The sequence below is a fragment of the Paenibacillus sp. HW567 genome (assembly GCF_000374185.1).
GTDB lineage: Bacteria > Bacillota > Bacilli > Paenibacillales > Paenibacillaceae > Paenibacillus_AQ.
In genome coordinates this window covers 24,797-46,128 of sequence record NZ_KB910518.1, presented here as the reverse complement: position 1 = coordinate 46,128, position 21,332 = coordinate 24,797, and the positions used below count along the sequence as shown (strand labels likewise).

General features: G+C 47.3%; 24 protein-coding genes. All 24 read right to left on the bottom strand.

Annotation, left to right across the window (positions count from 1 at the left end; genetic code table 11):
* Positions 1–30: 30 nt before the first annotated feature.
* The 24 genes from rpsH to rpoB all read right to left on the bottom strand — a co-directional run bounded on the left by rpsH (position 31) and on the right by rpoB (position 21,252).
* Positions 31–429 (bottom strand): 30S ribosomal protein S8, encoded by a 399-nt coding sequence (rpsH, locus tag B212_RS0100260; RefSeq protein WP_019908239.1) that lies wholly within the window; start codon positions 427–429, stop codon positions 31–33.
* 32 nt (positions 430–461) lie between these two features.
* Positions 462–647, bottom strand: coding sequence for a type Z 30S ribosomal protein S14 (locus tag B212_RS33565; protein WP_036589425.1), 186 nt, complete (start codon positions 645–647; stop codon positions 462–464).
* 48 nt (positions 648–695) lie between these two features.
* Positions 696–1,238: a 50S ribosomal protein L5 gene (rplE, locus tag B212_RS0100255; protein WP_019908238.1), complete on the bottom strand. Its 543-nt coding sequence runs from the start codon at positions 1,236–1,238 to the stop codon at positions 696–698.
* A 30-nt stretch (positions 1,239–1,268) separates the two neighbouring features.
* Positions 1,269–1,622, bottom strand: a complete 354-nt coding sequence (gene rplX / locus B212_RS0100250; RefSeq protein WP_019908235.1) for a 50S ribosomal protein L24 — start codon at positions 1,620–1,622, stop codon at positions 1,269–1,271.
* 47 nt (positions 1,623–1,669) lie between these two features.
* Entirely contained in the window at positions 1,670–2,038 is a 369-nt protein-coding gene (gene rplN / locus B212_RS0100245; RefSeq protein ID WP_019908234.1) for a 50S ribosomal protein L14, read from the bottom strand.
* Positions 2,039–2,077: 39 nt separating this feature from the next.
* The gene (rpsQ, locus tag B212_RS0100240; RefSeq protein ID WP_019908233.1) at positions 2,078–2,344 is read right to left on the bottom strand and encodes a 30S ribosomal protein S17; all 267 of its coding nucleotides are present in this window, start codon (positions 2,342–2,344) and stop codon (positions 2,078–2,080) included.
* A gap of 43 nt (positions 2,345–2,387) precedes the next feature.
* Positions 2,388–2,585, bottom strand: a complete 198-nt coding sequence (gene rpmC / locus B212_RS0100235; RefSeq protein ID WP_019908232.1) for a 50S ribosomal protein L29 — start codon at positions 2,583–2,585, stop codon at positions 2,388–2,390.
* A complete protein-coding gene (gene rplP / locus B212_RS0100230) occupies positions 2,575–3,009 on the bottom strand; it encodes a 50S ribosomal protein L16 (protein WP_019908231.1) in 435 nt (144 codons plus the stop codon). The genes rpmC and rplP overlap by 11 nt, the downstream gene beginning before the upstream one ends.
* Positions 3,010–3,011: 2 nt before the next feature.
* Positions 3,012–3,677, bottom strand: a complete 666-nt coding sequence (gene rpsC / locus B212_RS0100225) for a 30S ribosomal protein S3 (protein WP_019908229.1) — start codon at positions 3,675–3,677, stop codon at positions 3,012–3,014.
* Between the two features lie 13 nt (positions 3,678–3,690).
* The gene (rplV, locus tag B212_RS0100220) at positions 3,691–4,023 is read right to left on the bottom strand and encodes a 50S ribosomal protein L22 (protein WP_019908228.1); all 333 of its coding nucleotides are present in this window, start codon (positions 4,021–4,023) and stop codon (positions 3,691–3,693) included.
* A gap of 33 nt (positions 4,024–4,056) precedes the next feature.
* Positions 4,057–4,335: a 30S ribosomal protein S19 gene (gene rpsS / locus B212_RS0100215; protein WP_019908227.1), complete on the bottom strand. Its 279-nt coding sequence runs from the start codon at positions 4,333–4,335 to the stop codon at positions 4,057–4,059.
* Between the two features lie 75 nt (positions 4,336–4,410).
* Positions 4,411–5,241, bottom strand: a complete 831-nt coding sequence (rplB, locus tag B212_RS0100210; protein ID WP_019908226.1) for a 50S ribosomal protein L2 — start codon at positions 5,239–5,241, stop codon at positions 4,411–4,413.
* Between the two features lie 28 nt (positions 5,242–5,269).
* On the bottom strand, positions 5,270–5,563 hold the full coding sequence (gene rplW / locus B212_RS0100205) for a 50S ribosomal protein L23 (RefSeq protein ID WP_019908225.1): 294 nt from the start codon (positions 5,561–5,563) through the stop codon (positions 5,270–5,272).
* Positions 5,563–6,186 (bottom strand): 50S ribosomal protein L4, encoded by a 624-nt coding sequence (rplD, locus tag B212_RS0100200; protein ID WP_019908224.1) that lies wholly within the window; start codon positions 6,184–6,186, stop codon positions 5,563–5,565. The genes rplW and rplD overlap by 1 nt, the downstream gene beginning before the upstream one ends.
* A 25-nt stretch (positions 6,187–6,211) precedes the next feature.
* Entirely contained in the window at positions 6,212–6,835 is a 624-nt protein-coding gene (gene rplC / locus B212_RS0100195; RefSeq protein ID WP_019908223.1) for a 50S ribosomal protein L3, read from the bottom strand.
* A gap of 42 nt (positions 6,836–6,877) precedes the next feature.
* On the bottom strand, positions 6,878–7,186 hold the full coding sequence (gene rpsJ, locus B212_RS0100190; protein ID WP_005544556.1) for a 30S ribosomal protein S10: 309 nt from the start codon (positions 7,184–7,186) through the stop codon (positions 6,878–6,880).
* Positions 7,187–7,401: 215 nt separating this feature from the next.
* Positions 7,402–8,751, bottom strand: coding sequence for a globin-coupled sensor protein (locus B212_RS0100185; RefSeq protein ID WP_019908222.1), 1,350 nt, complete (start codon positions 8,749–8,751; stop codon positions 7,402–7,404).
* A gap of 299 nt (positions 8,752–9,050) precedes the next feature.
* A complete protein-coding gene (tuf, locus tag B212_RS0100180; RefSeq protein WP_019908221.1) occupies positions 9,051–10,241 on the bottom strand; it encodes an elongation factor Tu in 1,191 nt (396 codons plus the stop codon).
* A gap of 109 nt (positions 10,242–10,350) precedes the next feature.
* A complete protein-coding gene (gene fusA / locus B212_RS0100175) occupies positions 10,351–12,429 on the bottom strand; it encodes an elongation factor G (protein WP_019908220.1) in 2,079 nt (692 codons plus the stop codon).
* Between the two features lie 46 nt (positions 12,430–12,475).
* The gene (rpsG, locus tag B212_RS0100170) at positions 12,476–12,946 is read right to left on the bottom strand and encodes a 30S ribosomal protein S7 (RefSeq protein ID WP_019908219.1); all 471 of its coding nucleotides are present in this window, start codon (positions 12,944–12,946) and stop codon (positions 12,476–12,478) included.
* Positions 12,947–12,989: 43 nt separating this feature from the next.
* Positions 12,990–13,409: a 30S ribosomal protein S12 gene (rpsL, locus tag B212_RS0100165; RefSeq protein WP_019908218.1), complete on the bottom strand. Its 420-nt coding sequence runs from the start codon at positions 13,407–13,409 to the stop codon at positions 12,990–12,992.
* A gap of 134 nt (positions 13,410–13,543) precedes the next feature.
* On the bottom strand, positions 13,544–13,795 hold the full coding sequence (locus tag B212_RS0100160) for a ribosomal L7Ae/L30e/S12e/Gadd45 family protein (RefSeq protein ID WP_019908216.1): 252 nt from the start codon (positions 13,793–13,795) through the stop codon (positions 13,544–13,546).
* Between the two features lie 184 nt (positions 13,796–13,979).
* Complete coding sequence (gene rpoC, locus B212_RS0100155) at positions 13,980–17,591, bottom strand: DNA-directed RNA polymerase subunit beta' (protein WP_019908215.1); 3,612 nt, start codon at positions 17,589–17,591, stop codon at positions 13,980–13,982.
* 115 nt (positions 17,592–17,706) lie between these two features.
* The gene (gene rpoB, locus B212_RS0100150) at positions 17,707–21,252 is read right to left on the bottom strand and encodes a DNA-directed RNA polymerase subunit beta (RefSeq protein WP_028530519.1); all 3,546 of its coding nucleotides are present in this window, start codon (positions 21,250–21,252) and stop codon (positions 17,707–17,709) included.
* Positions 21,253–21,332 lie beyond the last annotated feature (80 nt).

Sequence of the window (21,332 nt, the reverse complement as noted above, 5' to 3'; positions counted from 1 at the left end):
GTGTTGCACCTCCTTATCTTGTGACGTTTATTACCAAATGTAGCAGACAACTTCTCCGCCCGATTTTGATTGACGAGCTTCTTTGTCGGTCATAACTCCCTTAGATGTGGAGATAATCGCGATACCAAGGCCGCCGAGTACACGAGGCACTTCATTGCTCTTCGTGTAAACGCGAAGACCTGGTTTACTGATTCTTTTCAGACCAGAGATAACGCGCTCTTGGTTAGGGCCGTATTTCAAGAAGATACGGATAATCCCTTGTTTGCTGTCTTCAACGAATTCCGCGTCACGGATGAAACCTTCACGCTTCAAGATGTCCGCGATTTGTTTTTTCATAGTAGAAGCAGGCATTTCTACTGTCTCGTGACGCACAGTGTTAGCGTTACGAATACGAGTAAGCATATCTGCAATAGGATCAGACATAGTCATGTGTGTAAACCTCCTTCCCGTTTATAAACTTCTTACCAACTTGCTTTTTTCACGCCAGGAATCTGGCCTTTATAAGCTAACTCACGGAAACAAATTCTGCAAATTTTGAACTTTTGCAGTACCGAATGTGGACGACCGCAACGCTCGCAACGTGTATATGCACGCACTTTGAACTTAGGTTCGCGTTGTTGTTTAACTTTCATTGAAGTTTTTGCCACTTAGCCTGACACCTCCTAAACATTTTCGGAGAAATGGATGAACCGTCCTTATTTCGTGAAAGGCATTCCCAGTTGAGCGAGCAGCTCACGGGATTCCTCATCCGTTCTAGCAGTCGTTACAATAACAATGTCCATACCGCGTGCTTTGTCAACTTTATCATATTCGATTTCGGGAAAGATCAATTGATCCTTAAGACCAAGTGTGTAGTTACCGCGACCGTCAAATGATTTAGTCGAAACCCCACGGAAGTCACGTACGCGTGGAAGTGTTACGTTAAGCAATTTATCAAGGAAGTAATACATGCGATCTCCGCGCAGTGTTACTTTAACCCCGATTGGCATGTTTTCGCGCAGTTTGAAACCGGCGATGGATTTCTTTGCTTTGGTGATTACGGGCTTTTGACCAGCGATCAGTTGCATATCGTTAACTGCGGAATCAAGTACTTTGGAGTTTTGAACAGCGTCACCCACACCCATGTTGATGACGATCTTCTCAATCTTAGGCACTTGCATAACAGTTGTATAGTTGAACTTCTGCATCAAAGCAGGTGTAATTTCATTCAGAAAACGTTCTTTCATTCTTGCTGCCATGAAGATGTACCTCCTTTCTTTAGGACTGTATTAGTCGATAATCTCTCCGGATCTCTTCGCTACCCGAACCTTCTTACCGTTATCGAGCACTTTGTAACCAATACGAGTAACTTTACCGCTCTTCGGATCAATGTGCATTACGTTAGACACATGAATCGAAGCTTCTTGCTCGATGATTCCACCTTGTGGATTGAGCTGGTTCGGCTTCTGGTGTTTCTTCACCATGTTCACGCCTTCTACCAGAACGCGGTTTTCGCGAGGATAAGCAGCGATGACACGGCCTTTTTTACCTTTGTCTTTCCCGCTGATCACAAGCACCACATCATCTTTTTTCACGTGCAGTTTATTGTTATGGGATTCCAGAACTTTTTTCACTCTAGGCATTTATTACACCTCCTATGACACTTTTTGGGGCATGATTAAATCTTTGTTTAGATTACTTCCGGTGCCAAGGAAACGATCTTCATGTAGTCTTTATCGCGAAGTTCGCGAGCAACTGGTCCGAAGATACGTGTTCCGCGTGGGCTTCTGTCGTCTTTAACAACAACAGCTGCATTTTCGTCGAATGCGATGTAAGATCCATCTTTACGGCGAACGGAACGTTTCGTACGTACAACTACCGCTTTAACAACATCACCTTTTTTGACAACGCCGCCTGGTGTTGCTTGTTTAACGGAACAAACGATCAGATCGCCGATTGCTGCTGTACGGCGTCCAGTACCACCCAGTACGCGGATACACATCAGTTCCTTCGCACCAGAGTTGTCAGCCACATGCAAACGTGTAAATGGTTGAATCATTATTAATTTCCTCCTTCCGATCAAGCTTCATAGGTCGTCTTAGATGATAACCGCTGCTTCTACCACTTCAACAAGTCTCCAGCGTTTGTCCTTGGACAGTGGACGAGTTTCCATGACTTTGACAGTATCACCGATCTTTGCAACATTCTCTTCATCATGTGCTTTGAATTTCTTCGTAGACTTGATGCGTTTGTGATACAGGTTGTGCTTCTTATAGGTTTCAACAGCAATTACGATGGTTTTATCCATTTTGTCGCTGACTACTTTACCGATCAGCACCTTACGTGCATTACGTTCTTCGCTCATAGTTAGCCTCCTTCCTGATTACGGATGATACATCCGCCGTCACTTAACTGATGCCAAGTACTCTTTGATGGATAACGGTTTTAGCACGAGCTATTTCCTTACGCACATCACGAATCCGAGTCGGGTTATCCAGTTGGCCAGTTGCCAATTGAAAACGGAGATTGAAAAGTTCTTCCTTAAATCCGGCGATCTTCTGTTCAATCTCAGCAGTGGTTAAGTTGCGAAGTTCATTAGCTTTCATTTGCTTCACCACCCAATTCTTCACGTTTCACAAACTTAGTCTTTACAGGCAGCTTGTGAGCGGCAAGACGCATCGCTTCACGAGCGATTTCTTCTGACACGCCTCCGAGTTCGAACATAATCTTGCCCGGTTTTACCACTGCTACCCATTTCTCAACGTTACCTTTACCACTACCCATACGAACCTCAAGAGGCTTCTGAGTAATTGGCTTATCTGGGAAAATCTTAATCCAAACTTGACCGCCACGTTTGATATAACGTGTCATTGCAATACGGGCAGCTTCAATCTGACGGTTAGTAACCCAAGATGGTTCCAAAGCTTGCAGACCATATTGGCCGAAGTTCAGCTCAGTACCGCCTTTTGCCATACCCTTCATGTGACCGCGTTGTTGCTTGCGGTGTTTAACGCGTTTTGGTACCAACATGATTAGTTGCCTCCTTCCTGAGCAGCTTGTTTCTTAGCTGGGGGAAGAACTTCTCCACGGTAGATCCATACTTTTACACCGATACGGCCGTAAGTAGTATGTGCTTCAGCTGTACCGTAGTCGATATCGGCACGAAGCGTATGAAGTGGAACTGTTCCTTCGCTATAACCTTCTGAACGGGCAATCTCAGCGCCGCCAAGACGTCCGCCAACTTGAGTTTTGATTCCTTTTGCGCCGGAACGCATAGTTCTTTGAATCGCTTGCTTCAGAGCACGACGGAACGATACGCGACGTTCCAATTGTTGTGCAATGCTTTCAGCAACCAGAATTGCATCCAGTTCAGGGTGTTTGATTTCATTGATGTTGATGTGCACTTTTTTGCCGCCAGCGATAGTTGTAACTGCGCTGCGAAGTACTTCTACTTCCGCTCCGCCTTTACCAATTACCATACCTGGTTTAGCAGTGTGAATTGTAACGTTCACTCGGCTTGCCGCTCTTTCAATCTCGATGCGGGAAACAGAGGAATCTTTCAATTTACCTTTAAGGTATTCACGGATTTTGACGTCTTCCATTAAAAGAGTACCGAAATCTTTGCCTGCATACCATTTCGATTCCCAATCGCGAATAATACCGATTCGGAGTCCGACTGGATTTACCTTTTGACCCACGTGTTATCCCTCCTTATTTCTCAGATACCACCAAAGTAATGTGGCTGGTACGTTTATTGATCCGGCTTGCGCGGCCCATGGCGCGCGGACGGAAACGTTTCATTGTAGGACCCTGGTTAACGAAAACCTCGCTAACGAACAAACTGTTCACGTCCATGGAGTAGTTGTGCTCAGCATTGGCAATCGCCGAGTTAAGCAGTTTTTCAACTACCGGAGAAGCGGACTTAGGAGTGTGGCGAAGAATTGCAATAGCTTCCCCCACTTGCTTGCCGCGAATCAAGTCAACCACCAGTTTCGCTTTGCGAGCAGAAATCCGCACCGATCTAGCATGTGCTTTTGCTTCCATTTATTTTCCCTCCTCTCGAACGAAGACCTTTAATTATCTTCTTGTTTTCTTATCGTCACCCGCGTGGCCTTTGTAAGTACGTGTTGGCGCGAACTCGCCCAACTTGTGACCTACCATATCTTCCGTTACGTATACAGGCACGTGTTTGCGGCCGTCATATACACCAAACGTATGTCCGATAAACTGAGGGAAAATAGTTGAGCGACGGGACCAGGTTTTAACAACAACTTTCTTATCTGCCGCGTTCAATTCCTCAACCTTTTTCAGCAGGTAGCCATCAATAAATGGCCCCTTCTTTAAACTGCGACCCATGTGTGAATCCTCCCTTCATCCGGTTCTTCAAACCGCGAATCGACGCTTCGCGCTTGCTAACATGCCAGAAGCGTCTTATTTTGTGCGGCGGCGAACGATATATTTATCAGATGCCTTGTTTTTCTTACGCGTTTTGTAGCCAAGGGTTGGTTTGCCCCAAGGAGACATAGGCGATTTCCGTCCGATTGGAGCGCGGCCTTCACCACCACCATGCGGGTGATCGTTAGGGTTCATTACTACCCCGCGAACTTCAGGACGTTGGCCAAGCCAGCGACTGCGTCCGGCTTTACCGATTTTGATCAATTCATGATCTTCGTTACCTACGGAACCGATTGTCGCACGGCATACGCTGAGAATTCTGCGAACTTCGCCGGAGTTCAAACGAACGGATACGTATTTTTCTTCTTTACCAAGCAATTGAGCTTCTGTACCGGCAGCGCGAACCAACTGTCCGCCTTTACCTGGTTTCAATTCGATGTTGTGGATAACTGTACCTACCGGAATGTTTTCCAGGGGAAGGCTGTTACCAACTTTGATGTCGGCTGCTGGGCCGGACTCTACTTTATCCCCAACTTTAAGTCCCTTTGGAGCGATGATGTAACGTTTTTCTCCATCGGCATAGTGGATCAAAGCAATATTGGATGTGCGGTTCGGGTCATACTCGATCGTAGCAACGCTACCTGGTATGCCGTCTTTGGTCCGCTTGAAGTCGATAATACGGTATTTACGTTTGTGTCCGCCGCCTTGATGACGAACCGTAATTTTACCTTGGTTGTTACGGCCCGCTTTTTTGCTCAGCGGCGCAAGCAACGATTTCTCAGGCTGGTTTGTTGTAATTTCTTCAAACGTAGACACGGACATACCGCGTCTTGCCGGAGAGGTCGGTTTGTACTTTTTGATTGGCACTATAGTTCCCTCCTTACTTTACAGAGTTTTATTCTACCGCTTCAAAAAATTCGAGCGGTTTGCTGTCCGGGCTAAGCTTAACGATGGCTTTTTTCCACTCTGGAGTGTAGCCGGAGTATTTGCCGTAACGTTTCAGTTTACCAGGTACGCGCATTGTGTTCACACTAACGACTTTCACTTTAAAAATAGCCTCAACAGCTTTTTTGATTTCGGTCTTGTTAGCACGGATATCCACTTCAAAAGCGTACTTCAATTCGCTCATGTATTCGGATGTGCGTTCCGTAATCACCGGACGTTTGATAATATCACGAGGATCTTTCATTACGCGAACACCTCCTCTACCTTCAGAACTGCTTCCTTAGTGATGATCAGTTTGTCGTACGTCAGTACGTCAAGAACATTGATGCCGTCAGCCGCTACGAATTTCACCCCAGGGATGTTACGAGCGGAAAGTGCTACATTGTCATCATAGCTAGGAGCTACGATCAGGGCCTTGCTGCCCACTTTCAGGTTGTTCAGAATAGCTGCGAATTCTTTCGTCTTCGGAGCATTCAGTGTCAGGCTATCCAATACGATGATGTCATTCTCGAGCACTTTCGAGGACAACGCGGATTTGATGGCCAAACGGCGAACCTTCTTAGGCAGTTTCCAGGAATAGCTGCGTGGTGTTGGTCCAAAGACTACGCCGCCGCCTTTCCATTGTGGAGAACGAATGGAGCCTTGACGAGCACGACCTGTACCTTTTTGTTTCCAAGGCTTACGTCCGCCGCCACGCACTTCAGAACGTCCTTTAACTTTGTGTGTACCGCGACGAAGGGAAGCTCTCTGCATAAGCGCAGCTTCGTGCAGAACATGCACGTTCGGTTCGATCCCGAACACTGTATCGCTCAGCTCAACTTCGCCAACTTCGTTACCACTGATATTAAAAAGTGTTACTTTTGGCATTTCATGTTCCTCCTTTCTTCAATAATTATTTCTTAACGGTTTCTTTAACTTTCACGAAGCTGTTTTTAGGACCTGGAATTGCGCCCTTAACCAGCAACACGTTGCGTTCAACGTCTACTTTGATGATTTCAAGCTTTTGAACGGTTACAGTCGTGTGACCCATATGCCCTGGCAGACGTTTGCCCTTAGGAACACGGTTAGCTTGAATGGAACCCATGGAACCCGGTCTTCTGTGGTAACGCGATCCGTGTGCCATTGGCCCGCGGCTTTGGCCCCAACGTTTGATAACGCCTTGGAACCCTTTACCTTTAGATGTGCCAGTTACGTCAACAAATTCGCCTTCAGTGAAGATATCAGCCTTCAGTTCCTGTCCAACCTCGAGTGACCCGAGGTCAACACCGCGAATTTCACGAACGTAGCGCTTAGGTGTTGCGTTTGCCTTTTTGGCGTGACCCTGTTCAGGCTTGTTGGAGCGACTTTCCTTCTTATCGGAAAAGCCCAACTGCACTGCTTCATATCCGTCGATATTCAGGTCTTTCTTTTGCAGTACCACACAAGGTCCAGCTTCAATAACCGATACAGCGATCACGTTACCTTCTGGAGTAAACACTTGAGTCATACCGAGTTTTTTTCCTAAGATACCTTTCAATGTTGACACCTCATTTCTTTTCCTATTTGCTTAAAGTTAGTATTACAATTTGATTTCGATATCTACACCGGACGGTAGATCCAAGCGCATCAAGGCATCCACAGTTTGTGGTGTTGGATTCACAATGTCGATCAGACGTTTGTGAGTACGCATTTCAAACTGTTCACGGGAATCCTTGTACTTGTGTACCGCACGGAGAATGGTAATGATTTGCTTCTCAGTTGGCAGCGGAATCGGCCCGGATACACCAGCACCCGAACGTTTTGCTGTTTCAACGATTTTCTCTGCGGATTGATCAAGAATTCTGTGATCGTATGCTTTCAAGCGAATACGAATTTTTTGCTTTGCCATTTTAGTCCCTCCTTCTATCGCCCAATTTATTATCGGACATACTCCGTGAAAATTTTCTGACGTCGACCTCATGGCAAAGGGGCCGGGTGTGTCAGTAACCTCTCACATCATCGCAACGTCTCAGAACAACATTTATTATTATATATAATAGGCGGGAACATTGCAAGCAAAAATGCAAAAACAGCGCATGATTTTTTCATACGCTGTTTGCCCGTTCAAAGATTCTCCGTCGCCGACTTAAAATACTCTGCAGAAGCTGCAGTCTGCGCTGTTGTCGTCCCTATTCCTTCAATGGTCTGAATCAATACTTTTATCTCTTCTTCGACGGCCACAATCTCCTGTGTGCTGGTCTGCATGGAATTGACTATATCACTGAATAGCTGGCTGGTCTCAATGGATTGAACTTTGCCGCTCTTCGTCAACTCCTGGACCTTTCGGATCTCGTCTACAACCTGTATAGTAAGGCTGCCCGATTGATGTGTCAGCTCTCCTATGCGTACAACCGTATTCTTTGTGTCCTCCGCCAGGCGGCTGACTTCCCCGGCAACTACACTGAACCCTTTGCCATGTACTCCAGCCCTTGCAGCTTCAATCGTAGCATTGAGTGATAATATTTTTGTCTGATCAGCTATATCCTGCACGGCGGCAACAATTTTCTGAATTTGCTTAGAGGAACTGCTTAATTCATTTATCGAGCGTTCCATAGCGTGCGTACTTTCATAGATGAGACTGATTTGGTCAGTAAGACTACCAAGATGACCATGCCCCTCTGTAGCCATGCCCTGCGATTCTAGAGCGGATGCAGCCGTTCTCCTGAAGGTGTTATTCACTTCATTACTGCTCGCCACTAACTGTTCTACTGCTGCGTTAGTATCAATGCTCAGATCCACAAGCTCACCGCTGAACTCGGCAATTTTTTGCTTGAGTTCATTTTTCACAGCCAAGTACTGTTCTTCTTTCTCACGAATGTTCTCTTTCTCATAAGCCTCGAGCACCAGTTGTTGCTCCAGATTCAATAGCTTTGTCACCGTCTGAACAACTTTAAGCCGCTCACTATCCTCGTTCATTTCATTATATATGACTGTAATGAAGACGTTCTGCAGGTTTTGAAAAGCAGACAAGTACCACTTGGGCTCCAAGCCTACCCGTTTATGAATTTTGGCAATAGCCAGACGTTTAGCGATATATTGTTCATTTATGTCCCCGTTAAAAATCTCAATAATATGCTCACGAAGAGTCTTTTTGAGGCGTTCTATGCTGCTGTGCTCCAGAATGATTGCTTCCAATTTGCTCACACCGAGTACAGTATTATAGAACTGATCGGTTATGTAGTCGATTTTCTTCTCTACAATGGGCTTCATTTGGCGTAATAAACTCAAGTCTTCTTCAGACAAGTCTATCATCCGCATCTGTTCGTTCAACTCATCATGGCCCTCAAGGGTATGATATGAAGCGTTAGCCGTGTGGTTGTAATCGTGACGGTCTATCGAGTGATTGGCAAGAGCTTCCTTGCTTGCATTACGCGAAGTCAAACCATGTAAAAAAGAAAAAGGACACTTCCCCATGCTAACCTCCCTTAAATTTCTAATAATTAACATCGCTATATAAAAGTATTCTACTTTATAAATGTGATAAATGCAAAGAATTTTAAGTATTTTTATGTAGAATATTGTTGAAAAATAGATTTTTTATAGGTTATATTGTCTTTTAATGTCGAAAAAAGCAATTTACTGCTGGACATGAATGCTGTGAATACGAGGTTACACTTTTATGGTCATACTGATTATCGCAAAAAAACAGGAATTCTTCGAATGAAGAATCCCTGTTTTTATAGTTCAGATCTATCCTAATGGATAGAACCAAATTATTTTTGGATGGAAGCTACGGAACCGGCACCAACTGTACGTCCGCCTTCGCGAATGGAGAATTTAGTACCTTCTTCAATAGCGATTGGGGAGATCAGTTGAACAGTTACAGTGATGTTGTCACCAGGCATAACCATTTCAGTACCTTCTGGCAGGTTGATGATACCAGTTACGTCAGTTGTACGGAAGTAGAACTGTGGACGGTAACCAGTGAAGAATGGTTTGTGACGTCCGCCTTCTTCTTTAGTCAGAACGTAAATCTGAGCAGTGAACTCAGTGTGTGGGTTAACGGAGTTCGGCTTAGCCAATACTTGGCCGCGCTCAATCATGTTACGGTCTACACCACGCAAGAGTGCGCCGATATTGTCGCCCGCTTGAGCGGAATCGAGCAATTTACGGAACATTTCAACGCCTGTAACAACGGATTTTTTCTTTTCTTCGTGAATACCAACGATTTCGATTTCTTCTCCGACTTTAACTGTTCCGCGTTCTACACGGCCAGTTGCCACAGTACCGCGGCCAGTGATGGAGAATACGTCTTCGACAGGCATCAAGAAAGGTTTGTCAGTTTGACGTTCTGGAAGCGGAATGTACGTGTCGATCGTTTCGAACATTTCAACGATCTTCTGTGCATAGTCGCCGTCAGGGTTCTGCAGAGCTTCACGAGCAGATCCACGGATGATTGGAGTATCATCGCCTGGGAAGTCGTATTCGCTCAGCAAGTCGCGAACTTCCATTTCAACCAATTCAAGCAACTCTTCGTCTTCAACCATGTCGCATTTGTTCAGGAACACGACGATGTAAGGAACGCCTACCTGACGGGACAACAGGATGTGTTCGCGAGTCTGTGGCATTGGGCCGTCAGCTGCGGATACAACCAGGATAGCTCCGTCCATTTGCGCTGCGCCAGTGATCATGTTTTTAACATAGTCGGCGTGTCCAGGGCAGTCAACGTGTGCGTAGTGACGGTTAGGAGTTTCATATTCAACGTGAGCTGTGGAGATGGTGATACCACGTTCGCGTTCTTCTGGAGCTTTGTCGATTTGGTCGAATGCTACAGCAGCACCGCCGTATTTCTTGGACAGTACAGTTGTGATTGCAGCAGTCAGAGTTGTTTTACCATGGTCGACGTGACCAATAGTACCGATGTTAACGTGTGGTTTGTTACGTTCAAACTTTGCCTTTGCCATTTGAACAGTTCCTCCTTAATGTGGGGTTCCTTATATTTGAGCCGCCCGCCTACATGTAATTCTTAGATGACTGAGTGCTGATATCCGGACGGCAAGTTAAAAATAGTAACTATTCTCCACCTTTATTCTTGGAAACGATCTCTTCTGCAATGGATTTAGGAACTTCTTCATAGTGAGAAAGCTCCATTGAGAATACACCGCGTCCTTGAGTACCGGAACGGAGAGTTGTGGAATAACCAAACATTTCGGAAAGAGGCACCTTCGCACGGATAATTTGTGCTCCACCACGGGAATCCATACCTTCGATTCTACCGCGACGGGAGTTCAGCATACCCATAACATCGCCCATGTATTCCTCAGGAACAGTTACTTCCACTTTCATGATTGGCTCAAGCAGGACAGGTTTACACTTCTCTTTAGCTGCTTTGAGTGCCATCGAGCCGGCAATTTTGAACGCCATTTCGTTGGAGTCAACATCATGATAGGAACCATCTACGATGGTAGCCTTAACGTCTACAAGCGGGAAGCCTGCAAGAACGCCGTTCTTCATTTGTTCTTCAATACCGGCAAGTGCAGGAGCGATGTATTCTCTAGGAACAGAACCACCGACAACTTTACTTTCGAATTGGCTGCCAGTACCTGGCTCGAGAGGTTCAAATTCAACCCATACGTGACCGTACTGACCGCGACCGCCGGATTGGCGAACGAATTTACCTTCGACACGTGCTGGTGCTTTGAAAGTTTCGCGGTAAGCAACCTGTGGTTTACCCACGTTGGTTTCTACTTTGAACTCGCGGCGCATACGGTCGATGATAATATCAAGGTGAAGCTCACCCATACCTGCCAGGATGGTTTGGCCAGTTTCTTCATCAGTATGCGCACGAAGAGTTGGATCCTCTTCAGTCAACTTACCGAGAGCAACGCCCAATTTATCTTGGTCGGCTTTGGTTTTTGGTTCAACTGCGATTTCGATAACCGGATCAGGGAAGTTCATCGACTCCAGAATGACCGGATGTTTCTCGTCGCAAAGGGTATCGCCAGTACTTGTGTCCTTCAGACCAACGGCTGCCGCGATATCACCAGCGTAAACGATGGAGATTTCTTGGCGGCTGTTCGCATGCATTTGCAGGATACGGCCGATACGCTCACGTTTGTTCTTAGTAGCATTCACTACATAAGAACCAGACTCCAGGATACCGGAGTACACGCGGAAGAACGTAAGTTTACCTACATAAGGGTCTGTCATGATTTTAAATGCCAGTGCCGAGAATGGTTCTTCATCCGATGAGTGACGAACCGCTTCAGTACCGTCATCCAGATGACCTTGAATAGCTGGCACATCCAGAGGAGAAGGCAGATAATCCACAACAGCATCCATCATGAGCTGAACGCCTTTGTTGCGATAGGAGGATCCAACGATAACAGGGAAGATTTTAACTTCACAAACGCCTTTGCGCAGTGCAGCCTTAATCTCTTCAACCGAAATCTCTTCGCCTTCCAGGTATTTCATAGTCAAATCTTCGTCGAGTTCAGCAACCTTCTCGATCAACTCGAGACGGAGTACCTCAACTTGTTCCAGATATTCAGCCGGAATCTCTGTTACTTCGATGTTTTGGCCCAGGTCATCTTTGAAGATATGAGCTTTTTGCTCAACCAAGTCAATAATACCAACGAAGTCATTTTCAGCACCAATTGGCAGTTGAATAGCAACCGAATTGGCTTGCAGACGATCACGCATACTTTTAACAACGTTAAGGAAGTCTGCGCCGATGATGTCCATCTTGTTAACATAAGCGATACGGGGAACGCCATACCGGTCAGCCTGTCTCCATACGGTTTCAGACTGAGGCTCAACGCCCTCTTTCGCACTGAAAACGCCTACTGCCCCATCCAATACACGCAGGGAACGTTCAACTTCAACAGTGAAGTCAACGTGTCCCGGGGTATCAATGATATTGATGCGGTGACCTTTCCATGCAGCAGTTGTAGCGGCGGATGTAATGGTGATTCCGCGCTCTTGTTCTTGTTCCATCCAGTCCATTGTAGCAGCACCTTCGTGAACTTCACCGATTTTGTGCGTACGGCCTGTGTAGAAAAGAATCCGCTCTGTGGTAGTAGTCTTACCAGCATCAATATGTGCCATGATCCCGATGTTGCGTGTATTTTTTAAGGAGAACTCTCTTGCCATGAAATGGGTCTCCCTTCAAAATATAAGTTATTTGAACGGCTAAATTCTACCAGCGGTAGTGAGCAAACGCTTTGTTCGCTTCAGCCATTTTGTGCGTGTCTTCGCGTTTCTTAACGGAAGCGCCTGTGTTGTTGGAAGCGTCGATAATCTCAGCCGCCAAACGCTCTTCCATAGTCTTCTCACCGCGGTTGCGAGAGTAGTTCACGAGCCAACGTAATCCCAAAGCAGTACGTCTTTCAGGCTTAACCTCGATAGGTACTTGGTAGTTAGCACCGCCGACACGACGAGCTTTGACTTCCAAAACCGGCATGATATTCTTGATGGCAGCTTCGAAAACTTCCATCGGTTCTTTACCCGTACGTTCTTGAATCAGCTTGAACGAATTGTACAGAATGCTTTGAGCGACACCTCTCTTACCATCCAGCATAATGCGGTTGATCAAACGAGTAACCAACTTGCTATTATACAATGGATCCGGCAGTACGTCTCTCTTAGTAACTGGACCTTTGCGTGGCATGGATATCCCCCTTTCTTAAATGGTTATTATTCGGTATCTAATCTTATTTCTTAGCCTTAGGACGTTTCGCGCCGTATTTGGAACGAGCCTGCATCCGGTTAGCTACACCTGCTGTATCCAGAGCCCCACGTACGATGTGGTAACGAACTCCTGCAAGGTCCTTCACTTTACCTCCGCGCAGCAATACAACACTGTGCTCTTGAAGGTTATGTCCGATCCCCGGGATGTAAGCAGTCACCTCAAGACGGTTCGTCAAACGAACACGGGCATACTTACGAAGCGCAGAGTTTGGTTTACGTGGAGTCATTGTGCCTACACGAGTGCATACACCGCGTTTTTGCGGAGCGCTCAAATTCGTAGCCTCACGCTTCAGGGCGTTGAACCCTTTTTGAAGAGCAGGAGATTTGGATTTGTCGATTTTGGCTTGACGGCCTTTACGAACCAATTGGTTAATAGTTGGCATTGTTGTGCCACCCCCTTCCTGAAGTAGTAATCTATTTATGAACGTTAAGTCCACAGACCCAGGTGGTTCATAAAAAGACAAATGAAAAGTTCTTGCCGCCGAAGTGTACCCCCGGTACAAAAACGTTTCTCTTGCTATTGTTTTAAGACGGCTGCCATAGCAGCACCAACTTCTATACCGCAGGCTTTGCCCAAGTTCAGCATGGTATCCACATAAGTGACCTTCACACCTTGTTTGTTGCAAAGCAATACAATTCTGGAAGTAAGCCGTTGATCTCCGTCCTCCGCCACATAGACTTCTGCAGCTTGGCCCAACTCTACCGCCTTGACGGTTTGTTTGGAACCGATCTTGACCTGAGCATCCTGCAGTCCCATATCATCAGTCATAATAAAAGCTTACCTCCAATGATTAAGAATAACAAGGCTACTCACGCACCTTAGACATATTAGCATTATCATCAGTTGATGTCAAGAAAATCGGCAATAAATTTATAAATATCCACAGCAGTCAGCCGCGCCACGTTTCAGTGGGAACCGTGACGCGGAAATCTGCCAACTGTGATTATTTAAATTAATCAGCCGGAACCGTTTCTAAAGCCTCTTCCACGCTTTCTTCATTCGGATCGGTCAGCTTAACGTTGCGGTAACGATTCATACCCGTACCGGCAGGAATCAGTTTACCAATGATAACATTTTCTTTGAGACCGAGCAGCTTATCCACTTTACCCTTAATTGCAGCATCTGTCAGGACGCGTGTTGTTTCCTGGAACGATGCAGCAGACAGGAATGAATCCGTCTCAAGAGATGCTTTGGTAATACCGAGCAGTACCGGTTTGGCAACAGCCGGCTCATTACCGGAAAGAATTGCTTCCTTGTTGGCTGTTTCATATTCGTGAATATCCGCAAATGCGCCCGGCAGGAGGTTAGTGTCCCCAGCGTCGATAATACGGATCTTGCGCAGCATCTGCTTGATCATAACTTCAATGTGCTTATCGTTGATTTCAACGCCCTGGTTACGGTATACACGCTGCACTTCCTGCAGAATGTAGTTCTGTACCCCGCGGATCCCTTTGATGCGCAGCATTTCTTTAGGGTCAATCGAACCGTCTGTCAGCTCATCGCCGGCTTCAATCTCCTGGCCTTCACTGACACGCAGACGCGAACCGTAAGTGATGGAATAAGTCTTGGATTCAGCTTCACCTTGAACCTCAATTTCACGGCGGTCCTTAGTTTCGCGGATTTCCTTGATTACCCCGTCAATCTCACTGATTGTAGCCTGACCTTTAGGGTTACGGGCTTCAAACAGCTCTTGGATACGCGGCAAACCTTGCGTGATGTCATCACCGGCAACCCCCCCGGTATGGAACGTACGCATGGTAAGCTGTGTTCCCGGTTCACCGATGGATTGGGCGGCGATAATGCCGACTGCTTCTCCGATTTCCACGAACTTGCCTGTTGCCAGGTTGCGTCCGTAGCACTTCTTGCAGACCCCGTGGCGGGCACGGCAGCTCAGTACAGAGCGAATCTGCAGCTTGGTAACACCGGCATTGACGATTTCCTCTGCCTTGTCGGAGTCAATCAGATCATTCCGGTGAACGATAATTTCCTTCGTTTCCGGATGACGGACAGTTTCAAAGGAGTAGCGGCCTTCAATACGGTCGTACAGATCCTCGATAACTTCCTTACCATCCTGGATACGGCTGACCGTGAAGCCTTTATCGGTTCCACAATCCTCTTCACGGACGATAACGTCCTGTGCCACGTCAACGAGACGGCGGGTCAGGTACCCTGAATCCGCTGTACGCAGCGCTGTATCGGCCAGACCTTTACGCGCACCGTGAGTAGAGATAAAGTACTCAAGGACTGTCAGACCTTCACGGAAGTTCGCCTTGATTGGCAATTCAAAGATTCGTCCTGAAGGTGTAGCCATCAGACCGCGCATACCGCCAAGCTGGGTGATCTGCGATTTATTACCGCGCGCCTTGGAGTCAACCATGAGCATGATGGAGTTGAAGCGGTCCATTGACTTCAGCAGGATATTGGTCAAGTCATCCTTCGTCTTGGACCAGATCTCGATAACACGGTCATACCGTTCATCGTTAGTGATCAGACCGCGGCGATATTGATTGGCAACCACATCAACCTTGGCCTCGGACTCTTTAAGAATGGTGGCCTTTTCTTCAGGCACAACAACGTCGGATACGGCAACCGTAACACCGGAGCGCGTGGAATAAGTAAATCCGAGTTGTTTGATTCTGTCCAGAATCATAGAGGTTTTGGTTGTGTGATAGGTTTCGAAGCAGCGGGCAATAATGAGCCCCAGATATTCCTTACCTACCGCACTTGCATCCGAAGCAGCCATGATCAGCTCGCGGATATCCGCACCTTTTTCATAGATGAAATACTTCTCTGGAGTGCCTTGCAGCAGATTCGCTTTGGTTGCTTCGTTGATATATGGGAAACTGCTCGGATAGATTTCGTTGAAGATAATCTTACCGATTGTTGTGATCAGCATTGCTCCCTGCTGCGCCTCAGTGAAGCTGGTCTTGCCGAGCGCTTTAGCAGGAATAGCCACACGTGCATGCAGCCCTGCAGTTCCGCGCTGGTAAGCTGAAACAGCTTCATTCACAGTACGCAAAATCATGCCTGTTCCCTTTTCTTCCTTGTTGTCCATGGTCAGGTAGAATGTACCAAGGACCATATCCTGGGAAGGGGTAACTACCGGTTTACCATCCTTAGGGTTCAGGATGTTGCCGGATGCCAGCATGAGAATACGTGCTTCTGCTTGAGCTTCTGCTGACAAAGGTACGTGCACCGCCATTTGGTCACCGTCAAAGTCGGCGTTGTAGGCCGTACATACGAGCGGGTGAAGACGAATTGCATGACCTTCCACCAGAATCGGTTCGAAAGCTTGAATACCAAGTCTGTGAAGCGTAGGGGCACGGTTCAGCAGAACCGGATGCTCTCTGATTACTTCCTCAAGCACATCCCATACCTCAGGGCTTACGCGTTCAACCTTGCGTTTTGCGCTCTTGATATTGTGGGCAAGACCTTTGTTAACAAGCTCTTTCATGACGAACGGCTTGAACAATTCGAGCGCCATTTTCTTCGGAAGACCACATTGATACATCTTCAGGTAAGGTCCTACGACGATAACGGAACGACCGGAATAGTCAACGCGTTTGCCAAGCAAGTTCTGGCGAAAACGGCCTTGTTTACCTTTCAGCATATGGCTGAGCGATTTAAGCGGACGGTTACCAGGGCCTGTTACCGGACGACCGCGGCGGCCGTTGTCGATCAGTGCATCGACAGCTTCCTGAAGCATGCGTTTTTCATTCTGTACAATAATATCAGGAGCGCCGAGATCCAGCAGTCTCTTTAGACGGTTGTTCCGGTTAATTACACGGCGATACAGATCATTGAGGTCAGACGTAGCAAAACGGCCGCCATCGAGCTGAACCATTGGACGAAGCTCTGGAGGGATAACCGGAAGCACATCCATGATCATCCAATCAGGCTTGTTGCCGGAGTTGCGGAAAGCCTCGATAACTTCCAGACGCTTAATCGCGCGGTTACGCCGCTGGCCTTGAGCCGTGCGCAGCTCTTCTTTGAGGAATTCCAGTTCTTTGTCGATGTCGATATCCTGAAGCAGCTTTTTGACAGCCTCAGCACCCATGCCGGCTTGGAATCCGTAGCCATACTTTTCACGATAGCTGCGGTATTCTTTTTCGGACAATAGCTGCTTCTTCTCAAGAGGAGTTTCACCTGGATCAGTTACAACATACGATGCGAAGTAGATGATCTCTTCAAGCGATCTTGGAGACATGTCAAGCGCCAGACCCATACGGCTCGGAATTCCTTTGAAATACCAGATATGAGAAACCGGAGCTGCCAGTTCAATGTGGCCCATACGTTCGCGGCGAACTTTAGCGCGGGTTACTTCAACGCCGCAGCGATCGCAGACAACGCCTTTGTAACGGACGCGTTTGTATTTACCGCAATGACATTCCCAGTCCTTTTGCGGTCCAAAAATACGTTCGCAGAAAAGACCTTCCTTCTCCGGTTTTAACGTACGGTAGTTAATGGTTTCCGGTTTTTTAACTTCTCCGCGGGACCAAGAACGAATTTTTTCCGGGGAAGCGAGCCCGATTTTCATAAATTCAAAATTGTTAACGTCCAACAAGGAGCAACCCTCCTTAACCTATATCCTGATTTAGTACCGCACAGCCCTCTGTTGACAGCGAAGTCGACAGAGGGCACGGTCCATTTTTAGATGAAATTAATGTCCTGCTGGCTAACTACTCTATTCCAACTTCTGCGCCTTCCAAGTTAAGGCTCAGTTTGTCGCCTGACGTCTCGTCCTCATCGTCCAGTTCCTTCATCTCAATCTCCTGCTCGTCGCCGCTAAGGATTTTCACATCCATACCCAGTGATTGCAGTTCCTTGATCAATACTTTGAACGATTCCGGAACACCCGGTTCTGGAACATTTTCACCTTTGACGATGGACTCATACGTCTTCACGCGGCCAACTACGTCATCGGATTTCACGGTCAAGATTTCTTGCAATGTATAGGCAGCGCCGTAAGCTTCAAGCGCCCAAACTTCCATTTCCCCGAAACGCTGTCCACCAAACTGTGCTTTACCGCCGAGCGGCTGCTGGGTAACGAGTGAGTAAGGACCTGTGGAGCGGGCATGAATCTTATCGTCAACCATATGCGCCAGCTTGATCATGTGCATGACACCGACAGTAACTTCACGCTCGAAGCGTTCACCTGTACGTCCATCATAAAGGATGGTCTTACCATTACGCTGCATACCGGCTTCTTCCATCGTATCAAACACGTCATACTCACGTGCTCCGTCAAATACCGGCGTTGCTACATGAATACCAAGACGAAGTGCAGCCATACCAAGATGGACTTCCAGCACCTGTCCGATGTTCATACGTGAAGGTACACCCAGCGGGTTCAGGACAACCTGTACCGGCGTACCGTCAGGAAGGAACGGCATATCTTCTTCCGGCAGGATACGGGCAACGACACCCTTGTTACCGTGACGTCCGGCCATCTTGTCACCTTCAGAAATCTTACGTTTCTGAGCGATGTAGACACGAACCAACTGGTTAACACCCGGAGGCAGCTCATCGCCGTTCTCGCGTGTGAATACTTTTACGTCAACGATAATACCATCACTACCATGAGGAACACGCAAAGAAGTATCTCGAACTTCACGCGCCTTCTCACCAAAGATAGCATGCAACAGGCGTTCTTCAGCAGTCAGCTCAGTTACACCCTTAGGAGTTACTTTACCAACAAGAATATCGCCGGCGTTGATTTCCGCACCGATGCGAATGATACCGCGCTCGTCGAGATTGCGCAGCGCTTCTTCACCCACGTTCGGAATGTCGCGCGTAATTTCTTCAGGTCCAAGCTTCGTATCGCGGGCTTCGGATTCGTATTCCTCGATATGGATCGAAGTGTATACATCTTCCTTAACCAGCTTCTCGCTCAGCAGGATTGCATCCTCATAGTTGTAACCTTCCCAAGTCATGAACGCAACGACTACGTTGCGGCCCAGAGCCAATTCGCCCATTTCTGTAGAAGGGCCATCTGCCAGGATATCGCCTTTCTTCACAATGTCGCCCCGTTTGGCAAGCGGACGCTGATTGATGCAAGTCCCCTGGTTCGAACGCATAAATTTATGCAGCTTATATTTAACGATATCGCCTTTAACTTCCTTGCCGTCAACACTTTCAACACGGCGAAGCCAAATTTCATTGGCAGAGGAGCGTTCGATAATACCGTCGTATTTGGAAACAATACATACGCCGGAGTCCTTAGCGGATTTATGCTCCATTCCTGTACCTACCAGCGGTGCCTTCGGAATCAGCAATGGAACAGCTTGGCGCTGCATGTTAGATCCCATCAGTGCGCGGTTGGAGTCATCGTTCTCCAGGAACGGAATGAGCGCCGTAGCGACAGATACGACCTGTTTTGGCGATACATCCATGTAATCAACACGGCTGCTAGCCATAGTGGTAATGTTATCTGAATCCTTGTTGTAGCGAACGATAACCATGTCTTCTTTAAAGGTTCCATCTTCATCAATCTGTACATTTGCCTGAGCAACTACGTAATTGTCTTCTTCATCGGCGGTCAGATAATCAATATGCTCTGTTACCTTGCCGGTCTTCGGGTCCACCCAACGATACGGAGCTTCAATAAAGCCGTATTCATTGATGCGGGCAAAGGTGGACAAGGAGTTGATCAGACCGATGTTTGGACCTTCCGGTGTTTCAATTGGACACATCCGCCCGTAGTGACTGTGATGGACGTCACGAACCTCGAAGCCCGCACGTTCACGAGTCAGACCGCCTGGTCCGAGTGCAGACAGACGACGTTTATGTGTAAGTTCCGCCAGCGGGTTCGTCTGATCCATAAACTGTGACAACTGGGAGCTGCCAAAGAACTCTTTAATGGACGCGATAACCGGACGAATATTAATCAGAGCCTGCGGTGTAATTGCATTCGCATCCTGAATCGACATTCTTTCACGCACTACGCGCTCCATACGGGACAGCCCGATACGGAATTGATTCTGCAGCAATTCACCAACGGAACGCAGACGGCGGTTACCCAAGTGGTCAATGTCATCTGTGTTGCCGATACCGTGCAGCAAATTAATAAAGTAGCTGATTGAGGAAATAATATCAGCCTGAGTAATATGCTTAACAGACTTGTCGATATTGCCGTTGGCAATCAGCTTGATAACCCGGCCTTCCTCGATCGGAGAGAATACGTCGATCGTCTGCAGCGGAATATCTTCACTGTCCAGCACCCCGCCGGTTACACGGTAGGTTTTGGCAGCGACACTTTTCTCAAAATAAGGAATCAGCTCATCAAGGAGTCTGCGGTCAACCATTTGTCCGGATTCCGCCAGAATTTCCCCAGTGGATTCATCAACCAATGGTTGTGCCAGACGCTGATTAAACAAGCGATTCTTAATGTGCAGCTTCTTGTTAATTTTGTAACGGCCTACATTGGCCAAGTCGTAGCGTTTTGGATCGAAGAAACGTGCGACCAAAAGGCTCTTGGCGTTATCCAGTGTCGGCGGTTCGCCCGGACGCAGACGCTCGTAGATTTCAATAAGCGCCTTCTCCGTAGAATCAGTGTTGTCCTTATCCAGCGTATTGCGAATATATTCATCATTGCCTAGCAGTTCCAGAATTTCGGCATCACTGCCGAACCCGAGAGCACGCAGAAGCACGGTAACCGGAATTTTGCGTGTCCGGTCGATGCGGACGTACATGATGTCCTTAGCATCGGTTTCCAGCTCAAGCCAGGCTCCGCGGTTTGGAATTACTGTGGCGGTGTAGGTTTTTTTGCCGTTCTTATCTACCTTTGTGCTGAAATAGACGCTTGGAGAGCGAACCAACTGGCTGACAATAACCCGTTCCGCACCATTGATAATAAAAGTGCCGGTCTCCGTCATCAGCGGGAAATCTCCCATGAACACTTCCTGCTCTTTGACCTCACCGGTCTCCTTATTAATGAGCCGCACTTTCACACGTAGAGGAGCCGCATATGTTACGTCCCGCTCTTTAGCGTCGTCAACCGTATACTTCGGTTCGCCTAGGCTGTAATCAATGAACTCAAGTACCAAATTACCCGTGAAATCCTGGATCGGCGAAATATCCTGAAACATTTCCCGCAATCCTTCCTCCAAAAACCAATCATAAGATTTTTGTTGGATCTCGATCAGGTTAGGGACCTCGAGTACCTCTTTAATTCTCGCATAGCTCCGCCGAGTGCGTCGACCATACTGAACAAGATGTCCTGCCAACTTTACTCACCCCTCATGTCTACTCACTTAAAAATTGATTGCGAACCCTTGTTTGGACCCGTATAATGGAACCATAACAT

Coding starts and splice junctions, on each gene's coding strand:
- rpsG (WP_019908219.1), bottom strand. CDS start 12,946: ATGCCACGCAAAGGTCCAGTTACTAAGAGAGACGTACTGCCGGATCCA.
- rpsQ (WP_019908233.1), bottom strand. CDS start 2,344: ATGAGCGAAGAACGTAATGCACGTAAGGTGCTGATCGGTAAAGTAGTC.
- rpsH (WP_019908239.1), bottom strand. CDS start 429: ATGACTATGTCTGATCCTATTGCAGATATGCTTACTCGTATTCGTAAC.
- rpsS (WP_019908227.1), bottom strand. CDS start 4,335: ATGGGTCGCAGTTTAAAGAAGGGGCCATTTATTGATGGCTACCTGCTG.
- tuf (WP_019908221.1), bottom strand. CDS start 10,241: ATGGCAAAGGCAAAGTTTGAACGTAACAAACCACACGTTAACATCGGT.
- rplV (WP_019908228.1), bottom strand. CDS start 4,023: ATGGAAGCAAAAGCACATGCTAGATCGGTGCGGATTTCTGCTCGCAAA.
- rplN (WP_019908234.1), bottom strand. CDS start 2,038: ATGATTCAACCATTTACACGTTTGCATGTGGCTGACAACTCTGGTGCG.
- rpmC (WP_019908232.1), bottom strand. CDS start 2,585: ATGAAAGCTAATGAACTTCGCAACTTAACCACTGCTGAGATTGAACAG.
- rplP (WP_019908231.1), bottom strand. CDS start 3,009: ATGTTGGTACCAAAACGCGTTAAACACCGCAAGCAACAACGCGGTCAC.
- rplD (WP_019908224.1), bottom strand. CDS start 6,186: ATGCCAAAAGTAACACTTTTTAATATCAGTGGTAACGAAGTTGGCGAA.
- rplX (WP_019908235.1), bottom strand. CDS start 1,622: ATGCCTAGAGTGAAAAAAGTTCTGGAATCCCATAACAATAAACTGCAC.
- B212_RS0100160 (WP_019908216.1), bottom strand. CDS start 13,795: ATGACTGATGATATGGGACTGCAGGATGCTCAGGTCAAGATCGGTTCC.
- B212_RS0100185 (WP_019908222.1), bottom strand. CDS start 8,751: ATGGGGAAGTGTCCTTTTTCTTTTTTACATGGTTTGACTTCGCGTAAT.
- rpsJ (WP_005544556.1), bottom strand. CDS start 7,186: ATGGCAAAGCAAAAAATTCGTATTCGCTTGAAAGCATACGATCACAGA.
- fusA (WP_019908220.1), bottom strand. CDS start 12,429: ATGGCAAGAGAGTTCTCCTTAAAAAATACACGCAACATCGGGATCATG.
- rpsL (WP_019908218.1), bottom strand. CDS start 13,409: ATGCCAACTATTAACCAATTGGTTCGTAAAGGCCGTCAAGCCAAAATC.
- rplE (WP_019908238.1), bottom strand. CDS start 1,238: ATGGCAGCAAGAATGAAAGAACGTTTTCTGAATGAAATTACACCTGCT.
- rplW (WP_019908225.1), bottom strand. CDS start 5,563: ATGAAAGATCCTCGTGATATTATCAAACGTCCGGTGATTACGGAACGC.